The following is an 18,612-nucleotide window of genomic DNA, read 5'->3' as shown; positions in this document are numbered from 1 at the left end:
ACCCGAAGGCCGACCCTTTTCCGCATGTGACCATGAAGGTCGGTAACGCTTAACCGCGCTCGGGCTCGGGCTCGGGCGGGGGCGGCGTGTAAACCGGTTCGGGTGCCGGGCACGAGCTGGTGGCCGGGATCATCGACCCGTCGGGGCAGGTGATCATCGGCGTGGGCTCGGGCTCGGGCTCGACATAGACCGGCGGCGGCGGGGTCGGCGCGGGGGCCGGTGCCGGCGCCGGTGCAGGCGCACCGAACTTGTAAATCAGGCTGCCCAGCACGCTGTGCGATTCCCAATTGTCGTCGAGGCTCGTCGAGATGCTGCCATCATCGGTGTTGATGAAGGCAAGATTGTCGAACTGCAGATTGTCGGTCCGGAAATAGCGATATTTCAGGCCGGCATCGATGTTCGGGCTCAGCGCGAAGCGCACGCCGGCAATGCCCTGATAGGCAAGCCCGCCTTCACGTTGGCCAAGCAGGTCCACCTCGGCATAACCCGCACCACCACCGAAGTAGAAGTTGAGCGGACCGCCAACGTCGATGAGGCCGTTGATCATGGCCGACCAGACATTGGCGTCGAGATCGGTCAGCGCGAAATCGGTCGGCACCAGGATGACCTGCGGGCCGTCATTGCTGTCGTCATCGCCGCCGTCCACGACCGCCGTATTATAGGAGGTCAGGAAGGGCCCGAAATCCTCGACATCCGCGCCGTCGCTCCATTTATAGGAACCTTCGGCTTCGAGGCGGAACAGACCGAAGTCATAGCCGCCAATGATGCCGACATCATATCCTTGGTCGAGGTCCAGCGCGTAGCCGGGATTCGACACGACATTGGGAATGTCGGGATCGTCGAAATCGGCTGTGAGACTTCCGTCGATGTCGCTGGGGAACATGACCCCACCTTCAACACCGATATACCCGCCCGTATCCTGCGCAAATGCAGGGGTGGCGAGCATCGTGGTCGCGGCCATTGCCGCAAGCTTTGCTACTTTCATTTGAATACTCGTCCCTGTGTTAGTGACGGTCCTGCAACCTTCCAACACGGGCATGCGTTCCATTACGCAGTCGCAACAAGGCTTGTATTTGTGCCAAATTTGCAACTTTTCACTTCGAGGCGTGTTCAAAACGCGATGAACAACATCACTATTTTAGTAAGTTCTGCGTAGCGTTTGGGGGAATGATGCGAACCGTATCGAAAACTTTGCTTGCGGCTATTTCTGTCGGCCTGACCTTTGGTGTGAGTGTGTCCGGCTCGCTCGGCGTGCAGCCGGCCCACGCGCAGCAGGCGCAGTATCGGTGGGTCGACCAAAGCGGGGCTACACTTGCCGCGACGCGATTGATCGAGCGGCTGGACCATGCCGACCTCGAGGGGTTCGCAGAGGGTCCGGCACTCGCGCGCCAGGCACGCGGACTGGCCATGGCGGCAAGCTCGAGCCCGATCTCGGCGCGCAATTTCTCCGAATTGCTCGACCGTGCCTATCTCGATCTCGCCGAAATCCTGCATCAGGCGCCTGCCGACCTGCATGTCGGCGACCGCATCCAATCGCCTCTATTCTATTCGCGTAACGACCATTGGCAGATGCTACAGCATTGGCCCGATGCTGCCGCACTGATGGACCGCACGTTGGCCTTCAACCCGATGTATGATCGCGTCCTCGCGCAGGCCATCGGGACGAAAGAATTGCTCAGCGCCGACCAGCGCCGCGCCATCACCGCTAGCCTCGCCCGGCTGCGCGCCATCCCGGCCCGCAATCGCTTTGCGCTCGTCGACATTGCGACGCAGCGCCTGTGGATGTTTGAAAATGGCCGACCCGTCGACTCGATGAAAGTCGTCGTCGGCAATCTCGAGCAGAAGACTCCGCTCATCAGCAGCACCATCTATTATGCGACACACCAGCCCTACTGGCATGTGCCGGACCATCTCGTGCAGCGGACCATCGGCCCCAATATCCGGCGGCAAGGTGCGAGCTATATGCGGCGGCAGGGCTATGAGATTGTCGATCGCTGGGCCAACGATGCGCAAGTTATCGATCCGACGACGATCGACTGGAACGCCGCGCTGCGCCCCGGCGGGCTCAAGGTTCGCCAATTGCCGGGCCCCGCCAACTCGATGGGCGATTTCAAATTCAATTTTCCCAACGAACTCGGCATCTACCTGCATGACACGCCGGCGCGCGAGCATTTCGCGAAGGACAGCCGCCTCATTTCCAATGGCTGCGTGCGGCTGGAGGATGCCGATCGCTTCGCGCGCTGGCTCTATGCGGGCCAAGCGGTGCCGCAGATCGACACGACGGAAACGCATGACCAGCTGCCCGCAGCGACGCCGGTTTTCCTCACCTATCTGACGGCGCAGGCGGTCGATGGCGACTTGACCTTTGTCAGCGATGTGTACGGGCTCGACAGCTAGGCTGCCGGTCGAACGCTCCATTGCCTAGGCGGCGTGGCTCGCCTATCTCGCCAGTGAAGATCAAAAAGGGAGGCAGGAAGTGGCCGATTTCAACGATCGCGAAAAGGCGTTCGAGAACAAATATGCGCGTGACCAGGAAATGCAGTTCAAAGTGACCGCACGTCGCAACAAGCTGCTCGGCCTGTGGGCTGCCGAAAAGCTCAACCTAACCGACGTCGAGGCGGAGAATTACGCAAAGGAAGTCGTCCGCGCCGATTTCGAGGAAGCAGGCGATGAAGACGTCATCCGCAAGGTGCTGGGCGACCTCACCGGTGCGGGCTGCGAAGTGAGCGAAGCGGATATCCGCGCCGCGCTCGAGCACAAGACGGTCGAGGCGCGCCGTCACTTCATCGAAAGCATGGACTGATGCCGATGGCAGGCGACGATATCGTCGCCATGATCAAGGCGGCGATCCCCGACGCGGAGGTCGAGCTGACTGATCTTGCGGGCGACAATGACCATTGGGCGGCGGTCGTGACGAGTGCCGAATTCGAAGGCATGCCGCGGGTCAAGCAGCACCAGAAAGTCTATGCCGCATTGGGCGGCCGCATGGGCGTGGAGTTGCATGCGCTGCAACTCACCACCAAATGCCCTGCGTAAAGGAGATTTCAATGAGCAATGTGAACGAGCGGATCGCAGCCATGACGAAGGAGCATGACGTGGTCCTCTTCATGAAGGGCTCCAAGCTCTTTCCCCAGTGCGGATTTTCGAGCCGCGCGGTCGCGATTCTCGACCATACCGGTGTCGAGTTCGAAACCGTGGACGTCCTCCAGGACATGGAGATCCGCGAAGGCATCAAGGCTTATTCGGATTGGCCGACCATTCCGCAGCTTTATGTCGACGGCGAATTCGTCGGCGGCAGCGACATCATGATGGAAATGTTCGAGGCCGGCGAGCTTCAGCAGATGCTCGAGGGCAAGAAGGCCGCGACCAGCGAAAGCTAGAAATGAAAAGGGGACGATGACTTGCGGGACCAGATACCGCTTCTCATCGTCCCCTGATCGTTTGGTTTGTGGAACCAATGTGGACGCCAGATACTTTGCAGGCGTCGTGCCAAGTTTGAAAAACGGCAGAAAAGCGGGGGAAACATTTTGAAGGTTCGGTCGCTCGACCCTCAAGTCGTAAAAAATCCCGACAGCTTTGGCCGTCTTTTTCGCGTCTCGTGCGAAATTGGGGTAGGGGCTGGTTGATGCTGGACCGGACCGACAAGGCGGACGAGACGCCGCTGACGATTTGCGACCTGACGCAAAGCTGGTCAGAGACTGGCGGCGGCATCGGCACCTATATTCGCCGCAAGCGTCGCTACATTCTCGAGCAAACGCCGTTTCGCCATCTGCTGATCGTGCCCGGCGAAGAAGATAGCGTCCGCATCGACGGGCGCTCGATCCATTGCACCGTCAAGTCGCCGCTGGTGCCCAAGCGGACCAATTATCGCCTGCTGCTGCGCAACAAGAAAGTGCGCGAGCTGCTCGAGCGCTTCCAGCCCGATGTGATCGAGTGCCAGGATGCCTACAACCTTCCCTGGGCGGCGCTCCGTCACGCGCGCCAGCATCCCGGCACTGCGACGGTGGGTGGCTACTGCACCGACTTTCCCACCGTCTATGTCGGCGAGACGCTGGAGGGCTGGGGTTATCCCAAGATCGCCCGCTGGGCCCGCGACCGCGCCTATGCCTATTGCCGCAAGCTCTACAGCCGCTTCGATGCGGTCTATGCGATGAGCGTTCATGGCGGCGGTGCGAAGCTCAAGGCATTGGGCATCGATCCCGTCCACAACATGCACCGCGGCGTTCATCTCACGAGCTTCAAGCCCGAACGCCGCGATCCGCTGCTGCGCGAAGACTTGGGTGTCGCACCGGATGCGCCACTGCTGATCTATGTCGGTCGGCTGGATGGCGAAAAGGGTGCGGACGTCGTCGGTAACGCCTTCCGTCGACTCCCTGAAGAGCTAGGTGCGCACCTCTTGCTTCTGGGGCATGGTCCGATGCGCGAGGAGCTTGCCGCCTCGCATCCGCGCATCCATGCGCCGGGCTTCGTCTCCGATCGCGACCTCCTGGCCCGCTGGCTCGCAAGCGCGGACCTCTACGTTTCTGGCATGGCTTTCGAGACGTTCGGTATTTCCATCATCGAGGCGCAGGCTTCTGGGTTGCCGGTCGTCGGCGTCTCGGCCGGCGCGATGATCGATCGCGTGCCCGAAGGCGCGGGTTTGTTGGTCGAGCCTGGCGACGATGTCGCCATGGCAAAGGCAATCGAAAAAGTGCTTGGCGGCGATATGGCGGCAATGTCCGCCAAGGCGCGAACACTGGCCGAACCCTATAGCTGGGCAAATGCGATGGAGCGCCTGTTCGGGGCCATCTATCCCGCTGCACTCGCCGAAGCGGGGAAGCGGGCAGAAGCCGCCGGCAAGATCGATGCGGCGCAGGAAGCGCGGCTGGCTTCGCAAGCGATCAGCAGCTAATCATTCAGCAGCAATTCAGCGCGGCCGGCGCCAGTAAACGCGGGTCAACAAGGGAGTGAGTGTCATGTCGATCCTGATCATTGCGAGCCTGATGGCCGTCCAGGAAGTGCCGGCACCGCCGCCCCCGCCAACGCCCAAATATGAGACCGAGGCCGAAGATGCCACCGAAGTCACGGTGGACGTCGAGGAACTCGAGACGATGGAGGCCGCGCCGCCGCCCGCAGCGCCGCCCGAGCTTTCCGAAAACCCGACCGAGGCCGAGCGTACTGCCATTGCCGAACGCGTCGCCAAAAATTGCCCGACTCGCGGCTTCGAGGCCAATTTCGACCGCATCGAGGACGGGCAGGCGCGCCAGACGCGTGTGTATCTGTGCGCCCAGTCGGACGACCCGGCGGACTATCGCACCATGCTATTGAGCGCGCGCCAGCGTATCTCGATCGCCGAGGAACTGACCACCGCGAGCCGCGCAAAACTGCTATCGGACATCGATCGCGAGATTGCTGCGGTCGACGGCATCGTGCCGCAGCAGGGCGAACAGCCGGGCCGCTAGTGCGCCCGCAACCTCACATCCATTCGTCGAAAATATGAGCCGCGCGGCACTTTGCCCTTGACGATTACAGATGTAGCCGTAATGACTACAGGTGTAATCAAGAAAGGATGGCGCGTGGACAAAAGGGTTAGCGAAGCCGAACTCGACATCATGGAAACGCTCTGGTCGTCGACCGGGGCGATGACGGCGAACGAGGTGGCCGACAAGGTCGCACCGAAGCGGGGCTGGAGCCTGCCGACGGTGAAGACCATGCTATCGCGCCTCAGTCAGAAGGGGGCTGTCCGCTACGAGGCCGAGGGTCGCCGCTATCTCTACACTGCTGCGATTGAGCGCACCGCCTATGTCGGCGGCGAGTCGCGGCGCCTGGTCGAACGGCTGTTCGGCGGCAAATTGTCTCCGATGATCGCTCGCCTGGCCGAAGATGACGCGCTCACCCCCGACGACATTGCCGAAATCGAGGCGCTCTTGAAGGAGCTCAAGCAATGACCGATTGGCTCTTGGACACACTCATCTGGACCAGCGCGCTGATGCTGTTGGTGCTCGCCATTCGCGGCCCGGTCGCCGAACGGTTTGGTCCGCGCATTGCCTATGCATTGTGGGCGCTGCCTGCCGCGCGCTTCCTGATGCCGACGCTGACCACCGTGGTCGAACGCGAAGTGCCGGTGGCTCCGGCCAGCGCCACCGGCGGCGTCGATCCGCTGCTGACCGAACGTATTCTTGCGGCCGCGATCAATTCTCCCGCACCCGAGTCGGTCGCCGCGCCGTTCGACTGGATGCCGGTCATCCTTGGCGTCTGGCTTGCCGGTGCGCTGGGCTGCTTTGCCTTTCACCAGTATCGCTACATTCGCGACGCGCGGGCGATCCGCCAGGCCGGCGAGAAGATCGGCCGCTTCGGCGGGATCGACCTCATCGTCTCGCCCAAGGCACCGGGCCCTGTCGCTTTCGGCCTCTTCCGTCGCATCATCGCGCTGCCGCCCGGCTATGCCGAGGCTTGCACCGAAGCCGAACTGGATCTCGCGCTCGAGCATGAGCTTTCGCACCACCGGTCGGGCGATCTCTACGCCCGCGCCGCCGGGCTCGCTCTGCTCTCGCTGCACTGGTTCAACCCTATTGCGTGGAAGGCCTTTGCGGCATTCCACTTCGATCAGGAGGCCGCGTGCGATGCGCGCGTGCTTTCCCGCCGTGGACGCGAAGCGCGCGCCGATTATGGCCGCGCCATCGCCAAGACGGTCGCGCAACGCCAATTCCTGTTTGCCCATGCCCGGGACACTCAGTTGAAACGGAGATTGCAAATGATGAAGTCGTTTAACCACCGTCCCGCCGGCGCCCTTTTGGTCGCCGCTGCCGCGATGGTCCTGGTGCCCGCCACGGCCAGCCGCGCCGTCGAGTTCCTCGACGTGCCGGCCCCGCCCGAAGCGCCTGCCGCGCCGGTCGCACCGACCGCGCCTGCTGCGCCCACCAATGTCCCCGCGCCGCCGGCCCCGCCTGCGCCGCCTGCTCCCCCGACCGCACCTATGGTCGCGACAAGCGCCAACGCATTCGTCTGGTCGCAGGATCGCGACGGCGAGGAGAAGCGGATCGAGATCAACATCAAGGACAATGGCAAGGATTATTCGGAAATGACCGCGGAAGAGCGAGCCGAGTTCGATCGTAACATCGCCGAACTGCGCGAAGCGCTCGCCGAAATGCGTGCCGAACGTCCCGAGATCGAGCGCGAAATGCGCAGCGAGCTGGAAGAAGCGCGCCGCGAAGTGCGGATCGAAAAGATCGAGATGAAGGAAGAGCTCGCCGAAGCGCGCGCGGAAATCGAGGTGGCGATCGCGGAAATCGACGCCAATGCGGATGAGCTTCGCGCCGACGGCAAGGATCCGGAGGTCATCAAGATGAGCCTTCGAACCAGCCTCAATGCCATCGAAGAAATGGATTTGGAGTCCATCGTCGATGCAGCACTGTCGTCTGTCGATGTGGATGTGGTCTTGTCGAGCCTGGATGCGGCAGAAAAGTCGCTGGAAGAAATGCTCGCGGATATGGAAGCGCGTCGGAACCGCTAGGATCCGTCCCTAAACCCCACGGGCTCCGACGTGCGAGGGGCGCTCGAGATGCAAGGTCTCGGGCGCCCCTTTACACTTGTAAAAGAAAACAATTTACACCTGTAAATTGACTCGCTATGCAGGGTGTCGAAAGGAGCCGACTTGTGGCTGACGACGCCAACATCACTGCTGCCGAATGGGAAGTGATGGAAGTGCTGTGGCGTGCCGGCGCTCCCATGAGCAGCGCGGATATCGTCGCTGCTGTGCGCGGCGAACAGGAGTGGACCGAGGCGACCGTCAGGACGTTGCTCTTTCGGCTCACAAAGAAGGGCGTCGCCAAGGCGGAGCGTGACCGTCGCCGTTATCTCTACAGCCCGCTGGTCGAACGCGACGCTTATGTCGGCGGCGAGACCGACCGTTTCGTCGATCGCATGTTCGGTGGACGAATCGCGCCCCTGGTCGCCCAATTCGCCAGCCGCGACAAATTGACCGACGAGGAAATCGACCGGTTGGAAGCGCTCCTGAAAGATATCCGTAATGGCTGATTGGCTTCTTCACGCGCTCGCCGGCTCGACCATTTTGATTGTGGCATTGCTGCTCGCGCGTCGGCCTTTGTCGCGCAGCATCGGTGCGACCTGGATGTACGCCTTGTGGGGCATCATCGCGCTGCGCCTGTTCATCCCGCCTCTGCCGGTCGACCTGTCGTTTCTCGTCCCGCCGAGCGCGCCGATACCGGTCTCGACCATCAGTGTCGCCGCAACCGAAGCGCCCGGATTCCTGGCCGCGAATGCCGGAACCTTGTTCGCGCTCTGGGCAGGCGGTGCCGTGCTATTCCTTGTCATCGGCCTCGGCGCGTCGCTCCGCTACATGGCGCGCCTAGCTCGCGGCGCCACCTGCACTGCGCAGGATGGCAATGTCCGTATCTACATCTCGCCCGCAGCGACCGTGCCGGTCGCCGCCGGGCTCCTCGATCGCCGCATCTATCTCCCGGGCGATTTCTCGTCGCGCTGGAGCGAGGAGGAAGCGGCGATGATCCTTGCCCATGAGCTAGCGCATCACCGGCGCGGCGATTTGTGGGCCAACCTCCTCGGCTTCATCATTCTCTCCCTCCATTGGTTCAATCCCGTTGCCTGGGCTGCCTGGCACCGTTTCCGCATCGACCAGGAATGTGCCTGCGATGCCGACGTGCTGGCGCAGCGAAACGGCGCACAACGGGAAATCTATGGGCGGGCGCTCCTAAGGGCGTCGCAGCGCGAGACGCTGCCCGTCCTGACCCTCGCGCTCATCACCCCCAAAACCATCGTCGAAAGGATTGAAATGATGCGTCACGTTGAAAAGAAAGGCTCAAAAGCGAGCATGATCGGGCTCGCGGCTCTGGCCCTCGTCGCCGTTCCCGCCACTGCCGCCACGCTGCAGGACGCCGAACCCCAGAAGATCACCTTCCAAAGCAAGGACGGTGAAACCCAGACCTTCATCGTCAAGGGCAGCGGCGAGGTGAAAGTCGAGGGCACCATCGTCGAGTTTAAGGGCAAGGACGAGAACGGCAACGATGTCGAGAATGTCTTTGTCGTCAAAAAGGGCACCGAGGGCGAACTCGTCGAGATCGTGCTCGAGAAGTGCGAGGACGATAGCTGCCCGAACGACTTCGTCTTCGAAGAAAAGGAATAAGGCCGGCACCTGAAGCCGCTGGCCTTTTAGGGGGCGTCCATGCCAAGGGAGAGAGCGTGGACGCCCCCTATGCCATCCTCGAACCGCTGCGCCCCGGCATCGCCCGGCTGCTCGCGCGCAATCCGTCTCCCTACACCTATACCGGGACGCAGACCTATCTGGTCGGCGATGAAGAAGAAGTCGTCGTCATCGATCCCGGTCCAGACCTCGATGAGCATCTCGATGCGATCGTGGTTGCGGTCGGCTCGCGGAGCCTCAAGGCAATTAGTTGCACCCATACGCACCGCGACCATTCGCCCGCCTCGCGCCCGCTGAAAGAACGGACAGGTGCGCCGATCATCGGCTGCGCGCCGCTAGTGCTCGATGATGACGGCCCGCGTGCCGATGCCAGCTTCGATGCAGACTATGCGCCCGATCGCGTACTGGGGGATGGCGAGGCGCTCGCGGTCGATGGCCATGACCTCGTCGCCGTCGCGACGCCCGGCCACACGTCCAACCATCTTTGTTTCGCCTATCGCGGTGCGCTATTCACCGGCGACCATGTCATGGGCTGGTCAACGACCGTGGTCATCCCGCCCGACGGGGACATGGGCGCCTATATGCGCAGCCTCGGCAAGATGGCCGACCGCGAAGAGGATGAGGTCTACTTCCCCGCACACGGCGCGCAGGTCGACAATCCGCGGCGTCTGGCGCGGCATCTGCTCGGCCATCGCATGGCGCGCGAGAAGCAGATCATGAAGCGGCTGGAGGAGGGCGATTCCACGATCGATGCCATTGTCGCCAACATCTATCCCGGCCTCGACGAGCGGCTCGTGCCGGCCGCCGGCGGCTCGGTCCTCGCGCACCTCATCGAACTCGACCGTCAGGGCCGCGCCAGCCAGCATGGCGAAGAGTGGCGCGTCGCCTGACACACCCCCTCGACGCCGCCTCGTCGAGCCCTTACATCGGCCTCAAGAGCTATTGGGAGAGTAAGCCATGACCGCCCCCGTTTCCGCCCCGCCCACCGGCGCCGACCTGCTCGCCGAGATCGAGCGGCTCAAGAAAGAGCGCAACGCGGTCATTCTCGCCCACTATTACCAGAAGCCCGAAATCCAGGACCTCGCCGACTTTGTCGGTGACAGCCTCGATCTGTCGCGCAAGGCCGCGGCGACCGATGCCGACGTGATCGCCTTTTGCGGCGTTCGCTTCATGGCCGAGACCGCCAAGATCCTGAGCCCTGAAAAGACCGTGATCCTGCCCGACATGGATGCCGGTTGCAGCCTCGAGGACAGCTGCCCGCCCGACCAGTTCAAGGCGTTCCGCGAACAGCATCCCGACCATATAGCGCTCACCTACATCAACTGCTCGGCCGAAGTGAAAGCGCTGAGCGACATCATCGTCACCTCGTCGTCGGCGCAGGTCATCCTCGACCAGATCCCCGAGGACCAGAAGATCATCTTCGCGCCCGACCGGCACCTTGGCGGTTATCTTGCCCGCAAGTCGGGGCGCGACATGCTGCTGTGGCCGGGCATCTGCATCGTCCACCAAGCGTTTAGCGAGACCGAACTGCTGAAGCTGAAGGAAGAGCATCCCGACGCCCCGGTTGCCGCGCATCCCGAATGCCCGCCGCATATCGTCGAGCATGCCGATCATGTCGGTTCGACCAGCTCGATCCTCAAATTCTGTACCGAGACCGACGCCAAGACCGTGCTGGTCGCGACCGAGCCGCATATCATCCACCAGATGGAGAAAGCACGTCCCGAGACGACCTTCATCGGTGTCCCCGGCGGCGACGGGAACTGCAACTGCAACATGTGCCCGTACATGGCGCTCAACACGCTCGAGAAACTCTACGTCGCGCTACGCGACCTCGAGCCGCAAATCGAACTCAGCCCGGAGCTGATGGATGCTGCCCGCAAGCCGCTCGACCGCATGCTCGAAATGGCTGGCCGTACAGTGGGGCAGGGAGACGTCGGCAAGCCGCAAATGCGTTAGACCGGCGCGCCCGGTTCGGCCGGGTGATGCTTGTCGAGATGCTTGCGGATGATCCGCAGGTTGCGGCTGTTCGAGCGGAAGAAGAAATCGGGAATGACCCCGACGAATGGGATCGCGCCGAGCGCCATGTCGAACAAGGTGTTGAGGTTCATTCGCGCCATCTGCCACTTGCTGAGGCCGAGATTGCGCGCCTCCCAGACGAGATAGCTGCCGAGCGCTGCGCCCGAAATCGTGCCCACGCCGGGGATGAGCGACAGGATCGCATCGAGGCCGATCGGCTTGTCGATCCCCGGCACGACGAACAGGCGTTCGAGCAAGGCTTCGAGCCGCTCAACCCGCTTGCGCACGTCATGCGGTTCCTTGGAGAGGCGGGCGCGGTCGTAAAGGTCGGTTGTGTCGATCATCTATCGGCTCGCTGCTGAAGGTCGGCGCAAGGCACCGGGAAAATGGCGGGCAAAGCGGTTGGGAGTGAACCCGTTCATGTCCTGATCAACGAGCGACCAGCGTACCGGGGTCCCCAGCGAAAAGAAGAGACGGTCGGCGTCCATCAATTGCGCGGCGCGTCCGAGCAGGGCGGCTCGCTCGCTGGCGCTGGAGGCTGCGCGCGCTTCGGCAAGCAAGGTGTCGGCCTCTTCGTTGCAGATGGCACGCAGGTCGCAGCGGAACTGCCGGAGATACCAAGCTGCGGTCTGGGCGGGTGCGACCTTGTCGATCAGCGCGAGCGTGGCATCTTCGGCTTCGCCGCGTTCGACGAGCAGGCCGACAGTGCCCCAGTCTGCTGCAAGCCGGGCATAAAGCAAGGCGGACCCAGGCCCGTCCGGAAGCGCGATGCGAACGATACTGCCACCGAGGCCGGCCTCCTGCAGTAGATCGCGGGCAATGTCGCGACGCTCGTCGATGTCGCGCGTATCCTCGGGTTCGGGCGAAGCACCGACATTGGAATCGAGGATGTTGGCTCTCGCGCTGGCGACCGGAAGACCAAGATCGGAGGCCAAGGCAGCGCGATCGATGAGGTCGCTTAGGGCGCGGCGGACTTCGGGACCGGCGAACAAGGGGGCGTCGCCCACCGGCACGAGCCCGAACAGGCCGTGCACCGGGTCAAGTCGCGGGCCGCCGAACAGGCCGCTCGCCTCGCGCGCTAGAGGCAGGCTCGAAAAGCCGCCGCCCGTCACCATGTCGACGTCGTTCGCGAGGAAGCGGGCAATTGCATCGCCGACCGTATCGGCTTCTATACGGACTTGCTGCTCGACCATCTCGTCGCTGCGCGGGCGCGGGACAAGGCGGCCGACGAGGACGCCGTCACCTTCATTACCTTCGAGCCGGCGGAAGGGGCCGCCGGGCATGTCACCATGTGTGACGCCAAGCGCCGGCTGCGCGAGCAGTTGCAGGAAATGCGGGCGCGGGCTGTTGAGCCGGATCTCGATGACGCGGTCGGTCATCGCGCGAATATCGCGGATTGCGCCGAGCATGTCGGCCAGATCATTCTCGTCGTCGGCCAAGGTCGCACGCAGCGCTGCCGCCACATCTTCCGCCTCGATGTCAGAGCCGTCCGGCCAGCTGCCATCCTCCAAACGGAAAATGTAACTGCGCCCATCATCGCTGACATGCCAGCTGCGCGCCAAAGCAGGGACGATATCGCCGCCGGCATCGAAGCGGACGAGGCCCTGTCGCTCGGCCATCGCCACCATCTGTTCGAGTGACGTGTCATCGGGCCCGCCCTCGACCAGCACGACATGCGTTTCGCGCTCGACATTGCTCCCGCAGCCCGCGAGCAGGGCGGCAAGGGCGAGGGGGAGGAGGCGGGTCGTCAGCGGCTGCATTTGGTCTTCATATGGGGGTTTCAGTCAGGGTTCAGCAAGGCCCGGCAATTCGACGAACGACATTGGACTTGGCTGTCTTATACGTATAAAACAGTTGAGTTCGTATCAACCAGTATGTCGGGAGCCGATGGCCGAGCGCGATGTAGATTTTGACCCCACCGGCGACGGTCCCGACTGGCTCCAGGAAATGGCCGAGCCCGAGCCGCCGCGAAAAAAGCGTCGCTGGCGCTGGCTGCGCTGGGGGTTCACCGGCTTTTCCGCAATTTTCCTCGTCACCTTGCTGTGGCTGATCTTCACGGCGCCGCTCGGGCGCAGCCTCGAGCCGCTCGAAGAGCCCGCCATGCTATTCCTCTCCGCCGAAGGGCAGCCGATAGCGCGGCGCGGCGCGATCAAGGACGAGCCTGTCGACGTGACCCGCTTGCCCGCCCATGTGACGCAGGCCTTCATGGCGATCGAGGACCGTCGCTTCTACAGTCATTGGGGCGTCGACCCGCGCGGTATTGCGCGCGCCATGTGGGCCAATGCGCAGGCTGGCGGCGTGCGTCAGGGCGGCTCGACCATCACCCAGCAGCTTGCCAAGACCGCCTTCCTCGACGGCGAACGAAAATTGTCGCGCAAGGCGCAGGAAGCGATCATCGCCTTCTGGCTCGAGGGCTGGCTGACCAAGGATGAGATCCTCTCGCGCTATCTTTCCAGCATCTATTTCGGCGACGGCGTCTATGGCCTGCGCGCCGCGAGCCGCCACTATTTCGATCGCGAGCCCGAAGATCTGACGCTTGCCGAATCCGCCATGCTCGCCGGCATGGTCAAGGCGCCCTCGCGGCTTGCGCCGACCCGCAACCTTGACGGTGCGCAGGCGCGCAGCCGCATCGTCCTCCAGTCGATGGCCGATCTCGGCATGCTCGACCAGCAGACAGCGTCCAATACGGCCAGCGCGACATTGCGCGGCAGCCGCGCCAGCCTTCCGACCGGCACCTATTTCGCCGACTGGGTCGCGCCGCGGGCCCGTTCGACCATGGCCGCCGACTATGGCGTGACCGAAGTGCCGACGACGCTCGATGCCGACCTGCAACGCATCGCCGTGCGCGCGACGATCAATGCCAATCTCGGTGACCGACAGGTGGCGCTGGTCGCCATGCGTCCGACCGGCGAAGTCGTCGCGCTGATCGGCGGGCGCTCCTACAAGGCCAGCCCCTTCAATCGCGCGACCCAGGCCAATCGCCAGCCGGGCAGCGCGTTCAAGTTAGTCGTCTATCTCGCGGCCCTTCGCGCCGGCTGGGAGGCAGACGACCTGATCGATGACAGCCCAATCACGGTCGATGGCTGGAGCCCGCGCAACGCCGATGGCGAATATCGCGGCCAGATCACCTTGCGCGAAGCCTTTGCGCGCTCCTCCAATGCGGCGACCGTCCGTCTCGCGCAGGAAGTGGGGCGTGACCGCATCGTTCGCACCGCGCGCGAATTGGGCATCGATGCCGATATCCCTGACGGGCCCAGCTATGCGCTCGGCACCGGCGGCATTCCGCTCATCGAGATGACCGCAGCCTATGCCGCCGTTGCCAGCGGTCGCTATCCGGTCGAGGAACGCGGCCTTGCCGACGGGGCAGGACCGGCGATGCTCGGCCGCCAAGCGCAGATGGACAGCGACGAGGAATGGGAGCCCATGCTCGACCTCCTCTACGCGGCCGCCAATGAAGGAACCGGCCGCCGCGCCGCCCTGCGAACCCAGACTTTCGGCAAGACCGGCACTACGCAGGACAATCGCGACGCCATCTTCATCGGCTTTGCCGGCAACCTCGTCGTCGGTGTCTGGGTCGGCCATGATGATGACCGCTCGCTCGGCAACGTATCGGGCGGCACGCTTCCGGCCTCGATCTGGAAGGACTTCATGTCCGGTGCCTTGAGTGTCGACGGCACGCGCGGACCGCAATTGCCGCGCGATTTCCGGCCGCTCCCGCCGCCGTCCGAACGCCAATCCCCGATCCCCGAGGATTGGGAGGTCGATGATGGCGTTTTGCGTAATATTTTCCGCGAGTTGGAAGACTTTTTTGAACGTCTTTAGAAATTTTTGGCGGAAAACAGCCAAATCAACTAGATTAGGTTAACGGATAATAACCTGCCGGTTTTACGATTTCTCAACCCCCTAGGGTCTATTCCACAACTACCGATCGCGGGATCCCCGTGTCGGGGGACATGGGGAAACCCAATTAAATTTGTGGAATCACTAGGAGACCAGAGATGACCAAGATTCTTAAGAAGCTGAACAACAAGGGTGCGACTGCTATTGAATACGGCCTGATCGCCGCCCTGATCGCTGTTGCCGCGATTGCTGCCATGAACAGCATCGGCAGCCAGCTCGGCAACACCTTCAACGAAGTTGCCAACGAACTCTAAGCTTCGTTAGAGCCCAAAAAGAGGGGCGGCGGAGACCACACGGTCTCCGCCGCCTCTTTTTTTGTGTCTCGTCGGCGTCTAGGGGGAGGGCGACCATGCTGACGCGCACCCTCCTGGCCCTCGCGATGCTGATGCTGGCGGCAATCCCGTCCGGTTTCATGCCCGTCGCCACCGCCTCGGGCTGGGTGCTGCATCCCTGTCCCGCACAGCAAGTGGCGGACATGGGCGAGATGATCCATCATGCGGACATGGACCATGGCGAGATGGGTGCGTCCCATGTCGACCATGAAACCGCATTCGAGAAACCCGATTGCGGATTTGCCGGTGTAGCGCAGGCCGCGCTTGGCGGCAGCGATGCAATGAAGCTCTCGACCGCCCAGGCGGGCGACCTTCGTGATCCGCTCGAACTGGCAGCCATCATCGGTGCGCAGCGGCGCGCCCCGCGGCCGCCCTCGCGCGCGCCTCCTTCGGCCTGATCGACCCCCAAAACTCGATCAACCGAAGGAAAATTCAAATCATGAAACGCTTTATTGGCGCGGCGCTGGCCGTGGCCCCTTTCACTTTTGCCGCGCCCGCCTTTGCCGACGGGACTCACGCCATCGATCATGCCCCCATCGGCGTGATGGCCGACCATAGCCATGGCGCTGGGGAGGTGATGTTCTCCTACCGCTTCATGCACATGAACATGTCGGGCAACCGCATCGGGACCGACTCGATTTCGCCCGATGAGATCGTGACCACCATTCCGAACCGCTTCGCCGGGATGCCGGGCATGCCGCCCACGCTGCGGGTGGTGCCGCTCGACATGCCGATGAACATGCACATGGCCGGCGTCATGTATGCGCCGAGCGACAAGGTGACCCTGCTCGTGATGGGCAGCTACATCACCAAGGACATGGACCATGTCACCTATCAGGGCGGCATGGGCACGACCGAGCTTGGTAATTTCGAAACCGAAGTGTCGGGCTTTGGCGACCTGACGGTCGGCGCCCTTTTCCCGCTCATCAAGGAAAAGCGCTCGACCGATGCCGGTACCAATCGCGAGCTGGTGGTCCGGGCCGCCGTCTCGATCCCCACCGGGTCGATCGGCGAAATCGATACGATCCTCACGCCCATGAACATGACGCCCGAGGTCAACCTGCCCTATGCGATGCAGCTCGGCAGCGGGACGTGGGACCTGAAGCCTGCGATCACGTACCGCCAGGTCGACGGAAAGCTCGGCTATGGCGCGCAATATGCTGGGACCATTCGACTTGGCGAGAATGATCGTGGCTATACATGGGGCGATCGCCACGAGCTGACCGCCTATGTCGCCTACGAGCCGATCCGCGCTGTCTCTTTCTCGCTGCGTGCCAAGGCGACGACGCAGGGCGGTATTTCAGGCCAGGATCCCGCCATCATGGGGCCGGTCCAGACCGCCGACCCTGCCAATTTCGGCGGCGACACGGTCGAACTGCTCGCGGGTGTAAACCTTGCGGGGCAGGGGAGCCTCGCCGGCCAGCGCCTCGCGCTGGAAGTCGGATTGCCTGTCTATCAGGATCTCAACGGTCCCCAGATGGAGACCGACTGGACGCTCATGCTCGGCTGGCAGGGCGCATTCTGATGAAGGTGCGGCGGCGGGTTCAGTCCCGTCGCCGCGCACATCCCTGGTCGAAGTCGATCCACGGATCGGCATGATCGCAATGCAAGAGGCGAAGCATCCAGCCGCGGCGATTGCCGCCGGCATGCAGGCCAATGAGTTCGCCCACGGGGCCCAGCTCGGGTTCGTCCGATGCCTCGCCTTCCGTAATCGTCCCGGCCAGCCCTACGGGCAGGTCGAGGAGTCGGTCGGCGGCGTCGTGATCGAACAGGCGGGACATGGGTTCAATCCTTCAAGTGGCTTGATGAAGGCAAGTTGAACCGCGGCGGACGGCAAATCTTGGTCCGTCCCTGAAAAGATTCTGAGGAAATGCTGAGCGCCCAAATTTCGTGCGCGCCGAATCAAAAAAGGCGCCGCGACTGCGACGCCTTTTTGATGGATGGTGGAGCCTAGCGGGATCGAACCGCTGACCTCAACACTGCCAGTGTTGCGCTCTCCCAGCTGAGCTAAGGCCCCGTATCCAATTGCTTGGCGGGGTTTATAAATTCTGGCTCACATTGCAAGCCCGAATTTCACGCCGACGCTGAATTTTCTATTCTAGCTGTCGTCGTCGTCGCCGTCATCGGTCTTTGCGACCTTGATGTCGTCATCGCCGGTGTCGAGATCGACATCGTCGTCGGCGCTGCCGCCATCATCGTCCTCGACATCATCGAGATCGTCATCGTCGGCGAGGTCCGCATCCTTCTTCTTGGCGTCCTTGTCGTCGAACGGCATCGGCTGCTTCGACTTCAGGACCGGCTCGGGAATCCATTCCTCGCCGCATTCGATGCAGGTGACCGGCTCGTCATTGCCAAGGTCGTAAAAGCGGGTTCCGCATTTCGGGCAGGTCCGCTTGCTGCCCCATTCGGCTTTGACCATGTGTGATCCTCTTATTTGGTTGCCGGCACCGCGATTGGTCGAGCGGGCCGGAAGTGTTGCGCGGCGCCTTGCCATAGGGCGGGGGCGCTGTCAAAGCCCTGTCATGACAGAATCGTCAAAAGCCCCGCTCGTCATCGCGGTGGATGGCCCGGCCGCCAGCGGCAAGGGGACCATCGCCAAGGCTCTCGCCCGCCATTACGACCTGCCGCACATGGATACCGGCCTCTTATATAGGGGCGTGGCGTTGTCGCTGTTTCGGTTCGGCGGTGATCCCGGCAATCCGTTCGAGGCAGTGCGCGCGATCGGCGATCTCGACCAGGTCGACCCCGATGACGAGGAACTCAGGAGCGAGACGGTGGGCGAAATTGCCAGTCGCGTCTCGGCTTATCCCGCGGTGCGCCAGGCGTTGCTCGAACGGCAGCAGGCTTTTGCAGCACAGTCCGGCGGCGCCGTTCTCGATGGCCGCGACATCGGGACGGTCATTGCGCCCGACGCGACGGCCAAGTTGTTCGTCACCGCAGCGCCCGAAGTGCGCGCCGAGCGCCGCTACAAGGAACTGATCGGACGCGAGCTTGATGTGCATCTGGAAGATGTCCTCCTCGACATCCGCGCCCGCGACGCGCGCGATGCGGGCCGCGATGCCGCGCCGCTCGTGCAGGCAGAGGATGCGGACTTGCTGGATACCTCCGAAATGAGTATAGAGCGCGCCGTCCAGCGAGCGATCGAGCTCGTGGAGGCCCGTCTCCAGACGAGCTGATTGATTTACCGGATTTTTTCCGGCCAGTCGC

At 62.9% G+C, this 18,612-nt stretch carries 22 protein-coding genes and 1 tRNA gene; 17 read left to right on the top strand and 6 right to left on the bottom strand.

The features are described 5' to 3' along the window. Positions 1 to 49 precede the first annotated feature (49 nt). Entirely contained in the window at positions 50 to 985 is a 936-nt protein-coding gene (locus NDO55_RS06035; RefSeq protein ID WP_252113396.1) for an outer membrane protein, read from the bottom strand. 242 nt (positions 986 to 1,227) lie between these two features. Here NDO55_RS06035 and NDO55_RS06030 point away from each other — a divergent pair, with 242 nt between their 5' ends. From NDO55_RS06030 to nadA, 12 genes are all read left to right on the top strand, one after another. Then, positions 1,228 to 2,397, top strand: a complete 1,170-nt coding sequence (locus tag NDO55_RS06030) for a L,D-transpeptidase family protein (protein ID WP_252113394.1) — start codon at positions 1,228 to 1,230, stop codon at positions 2,395 to 2,397. Positions 2,398 to 2,476: 79 nt separating this feature from the next. Further along, positions 2,477 to 2,803: a DUF1476 domain-containing protein gene (locus tag NDO55_RS06025; protein WP_252113392.1), complete on the top strand. Its 327-nt coding sequence runs from the start codon at positions 2,477 to 2,479 to the stop codon at positions 2,801 to 2,803. Further along, positions 2,803 to 3,036 carry a BolA/IbaG family iron-sulfur metabolism protein gene (locus NDO55_RS06020; protein WP_252113390.1) on the top strand — a complete coding sequence of 78 codons (234 nt, stop codon included), beginning with the start codon at positions 2,803 to 2,805 and terminating at the stop codon, positions 3,034 to 3,036. Before NDO55_RS06025 ends, NDO55_RS06020 begins: the two co-directional genes overlap by 1 nt. Before the next feature lie 11 nt (positions 3,037 to 3,047). Next, positions 3,048 to 3,380 carry a Grx4 family monothiol glutaredoxin gene (gene grxD, locus NDO55_RS06015; RefSeq protein WP_252113388.1) on the top strand — a complete coding sequence of 111 codons (333 nt, stop codon included), beginning with the start codon at positions 3,048 to 3,050 and terminating at the stop codon, positions 3,378 to 3,380. Between the two features lie 245 nt (positions 3,381 to 3,625). Then, on the top strand, positions 3,626 to 4,891 hold the full coding sequence (locus tag NDO55_RS06010; protein ID WP_252113385.1) for a glycosyltransferase: 1,266 nt from the start codon (positions 3,626 to 3,628) through the stop codon (positions 4,889 to 4,891). A gap of 64 nt (positions 4,892 to 4,955) precedes the next feature. Then, the gene (locus NDO55_RS06005) at positions 4,956 to 5,441 is read left to right on the top strand and encodes a hypothetical protein (RefSeq protein WP_252113383.1); all 486 of its coding nucleotides are present in this window, start codon (positions 4,956 to 4,958) and stop codon (positions 5,439 to 5,441) included. 114 nt (positions 5,442 to 5,555) lie between these two features. Further along, positions 5,556 to 5,927: a BlaI/MecI/CopY family transcriptional regulator gene (locus NDO55_RS06000; RefSeq protein WP_252113381.1), complete on the top strand. Its 372-nt coding sequence runs from the start codon at positions 5,556 to 5,558 to the stop codon at positions 5,925 to 5,927. Then, positions 5,924 to 7,492: a M56 family metallopeptidase gene (locus tag NDO55_RS05995; RefSeq protein WP_252113379.1), complete on the top strand. Its 1,569-nt coding sequence runs from the start codon at positions 5,924 to 5,926 to the stop codon at positions 7,490 to 7,492. Before NDO55_RS06000 ends, NDO55_RS05995 begins: the two co-directional genes overlap by 4 nt. A gap of 143 nt (positions 7,493 to 7,635) precedes the next feature. Next, entirely contained in the window at positions 7,636 to 8,016 is a 381-nt protein-coding gene (locus NDO55_RS05990) for a BlaI/MecI/CopY family transcriptional regulator (RefSeq protein WP_252113377.1), read from the top strand. Next, positions 8,009 to 9,139: a M56 family metallopeptidase gene (locus NDO55_RS05985; protein ID WP_252113375.1), complete on the top strand. Its 1,131-nt coding sequence runs from the start codon at positions 8,009 to 8,011 to the stop codon at positions 9,137 to 9,139. The genes NDO55_RS05990 and NDO55_RS05985 overlap by 8 nt, the downstream gene beginning before the upstream one ends. Before the next feature lie 56 nt (positions 9,140 to 9,195). Beyond that, a complete protein-coding gene (locus NDO55_RS05980; RefSeq protein WP_252113373.1) occupies positions 9,196 to 10,047 on the top strand; it encodes an MBL fold metallo-hydrolase in 852 nt (283 codons plus the stop codon). A 67-nt stretch (positions 10,048 to 10,114) separates the two neighbouring features. Continuing rightward, a complete protein-coding gene (gene nadA, locus NDO55_RS05975; protein WP_252113371.1) occupies positions 10,115 to 11,113 on the top strand; it encodes a quinolinate synthase NadA in 999 nt (332 codons plus the stop codon). Here nadA and NDO55_RS05970 read toward each other — a convergent pair. Together NDO55_RS05970 and NDO55_RS05965 are read right to left on the bottom strand one after the other, a co-directional pair. Continuing rightward, positions 11,110 to 11,517: a DUF4112 domain-containing protein gene (locus tag NDO55_RS05970; RefSeq protein WP_252113369.1), complete on the bottom strand. Its 408-nt coding sequence runs from the start codon at positions 11,515 to 11,517 to the stop codon at positions 11,110 to 11,112. The genes nadA and NDO55_RS05970 overlap by 4 nt on opposite strands. After that, on the bottom strand, positions 11,518 to 12,933 hold the full coding sequence (locus NDO55_RS05965; protein WP_252113367.1) for an ABC transporter substrate-binding protein: 1,416 nt from the start codon (positions 12,931 to 12,933) through the stop codon (positions 11,518 to 11,520). Between the two features lie 127 nt (positions 12,934 to 13,060). On the opposite strand from NDO55_RS05965, the gene NDO55_RS05960 reads away from it, so the two are divergent. The 4 genes from NDO55_RS05960 to NDO55_RS05945 all read left to right on the top strand — a co-directional run bounded on the left by NDO55_RS05960 (position 13,061) and on the right by NDO55_RS05945 (position 16,930). Continuing rightward, positions 13,061 to 14,995 carry a transglycosylase domain-containing protein gene (locus NDO55_RS05960; protein ID WP_252113365.1) on the top strand — a complete coding sequence of 645 codons (1,935 nt, stop codon included), beginning with the start codon at positions 13,061 to 13,063 and terminating at the stop codon, positions 14,993 to 14,995. Between the two features lie 176 nt (positions 14,996 to 15,171). Then, complete coding sequence (locus NDO55_RS05955; protein ID WP_252113363.1) at positions 15,172 to 15,327, top strand: Flp family type IVb pilin; 156 nt, start codon at positions 15,172 to 15,174, stop codon at positions 15,325 to 15,327. Positions 15,328 to 15,422: 95 nt separating this feature from the next. Next, positions 15,423 to 15,803: a DUF2946 family protein gene (locus NDO55_RS05950; RefSeq protein ID WP_252113361.1), complete on the top strand. Its 381-nt coding sequence runs from the start codon at positions 15,423 to 15,425 to the stop codon at positions 15,801 to 15,803. 41 nt (positions 15,804 to 15,844) lie between these two features. Beyond that, a complete protein-coding gene (locus NDO55_RS05945) occupies positions 15,845 to 16,930 on the top strand; it encodes a transporter (protein WP_252113359.1) in 1,086 nt (361 codons plus the stop codon). Positions 16,931 to 16,949: 19 nt separating this feature from the next. On the opposite strand, the gene NDO55_RS05940 is transcribed toward NDO55_RS05945, so the two are convergent. The 3 genes from NDO55_RS05940 to NDO55_RS05930 form a co-directional block, all read right to left on the bottom strand. After that, complete coding sequence (locus tag NDO55_RS05940; RefSeq protein ID WP_252113357.1) at positions 16,950 to 17,186, bottom strand: hypothetical protein; 237 nt, start codon at positions 17,184 to 17,186, stop codon at positions 16,950 to 16,952. A 160-nt stretch (positions 17,187 to 17,346) separates the two neighbouring features. Then, positions 17,347 to 17,422 (bottom strand) — tRNA-Ala (locus NDO55_RS05935). 81 nt (positions 17,423 to 17,503) lie between these two features. Further along, entirely contained in the window at positions 17,504 to 17,824 is a 321-nt protein-coding gene (locus NDO55_RS05930; protein WP_252113355.1) for an FYDLN acid domain-containing protein, read from the bottom strand. Between the two features lie 103 nt (positions 17,825 to 17,927). Between NDO55_RS05930 and NDO55_RS05925 the strand changes: the two genes are divergently transcribed. Continuing rightward, entirely contained in the window at positions 17,928 to 18,581 is a 654-nt protein-coding gene (locus tag NDO55_RS05925) for a (d)CMP kinase (protein WP_252113353.1), read from the top strand. The last annotated feature ends 31 nt before the right edge of the window (positions 18,582 to 18,612 follow it).

Source organism: Sphingomicrobium sediminis (assembly GCF_023805295.1).
Classification (GTDB): Bacteria; Pseudomonadota; Alphaproteobacteria; order Sphingomonadales; family Sphingomonadaceae; genus Sphingomicrobium; species Sphingomicrobium sediminis.
The sequence above is the reverse complement of the archived record's forward strand: the minus strand, read 5'-3'. Positions and strand labels throughout refer to the sequence as shown.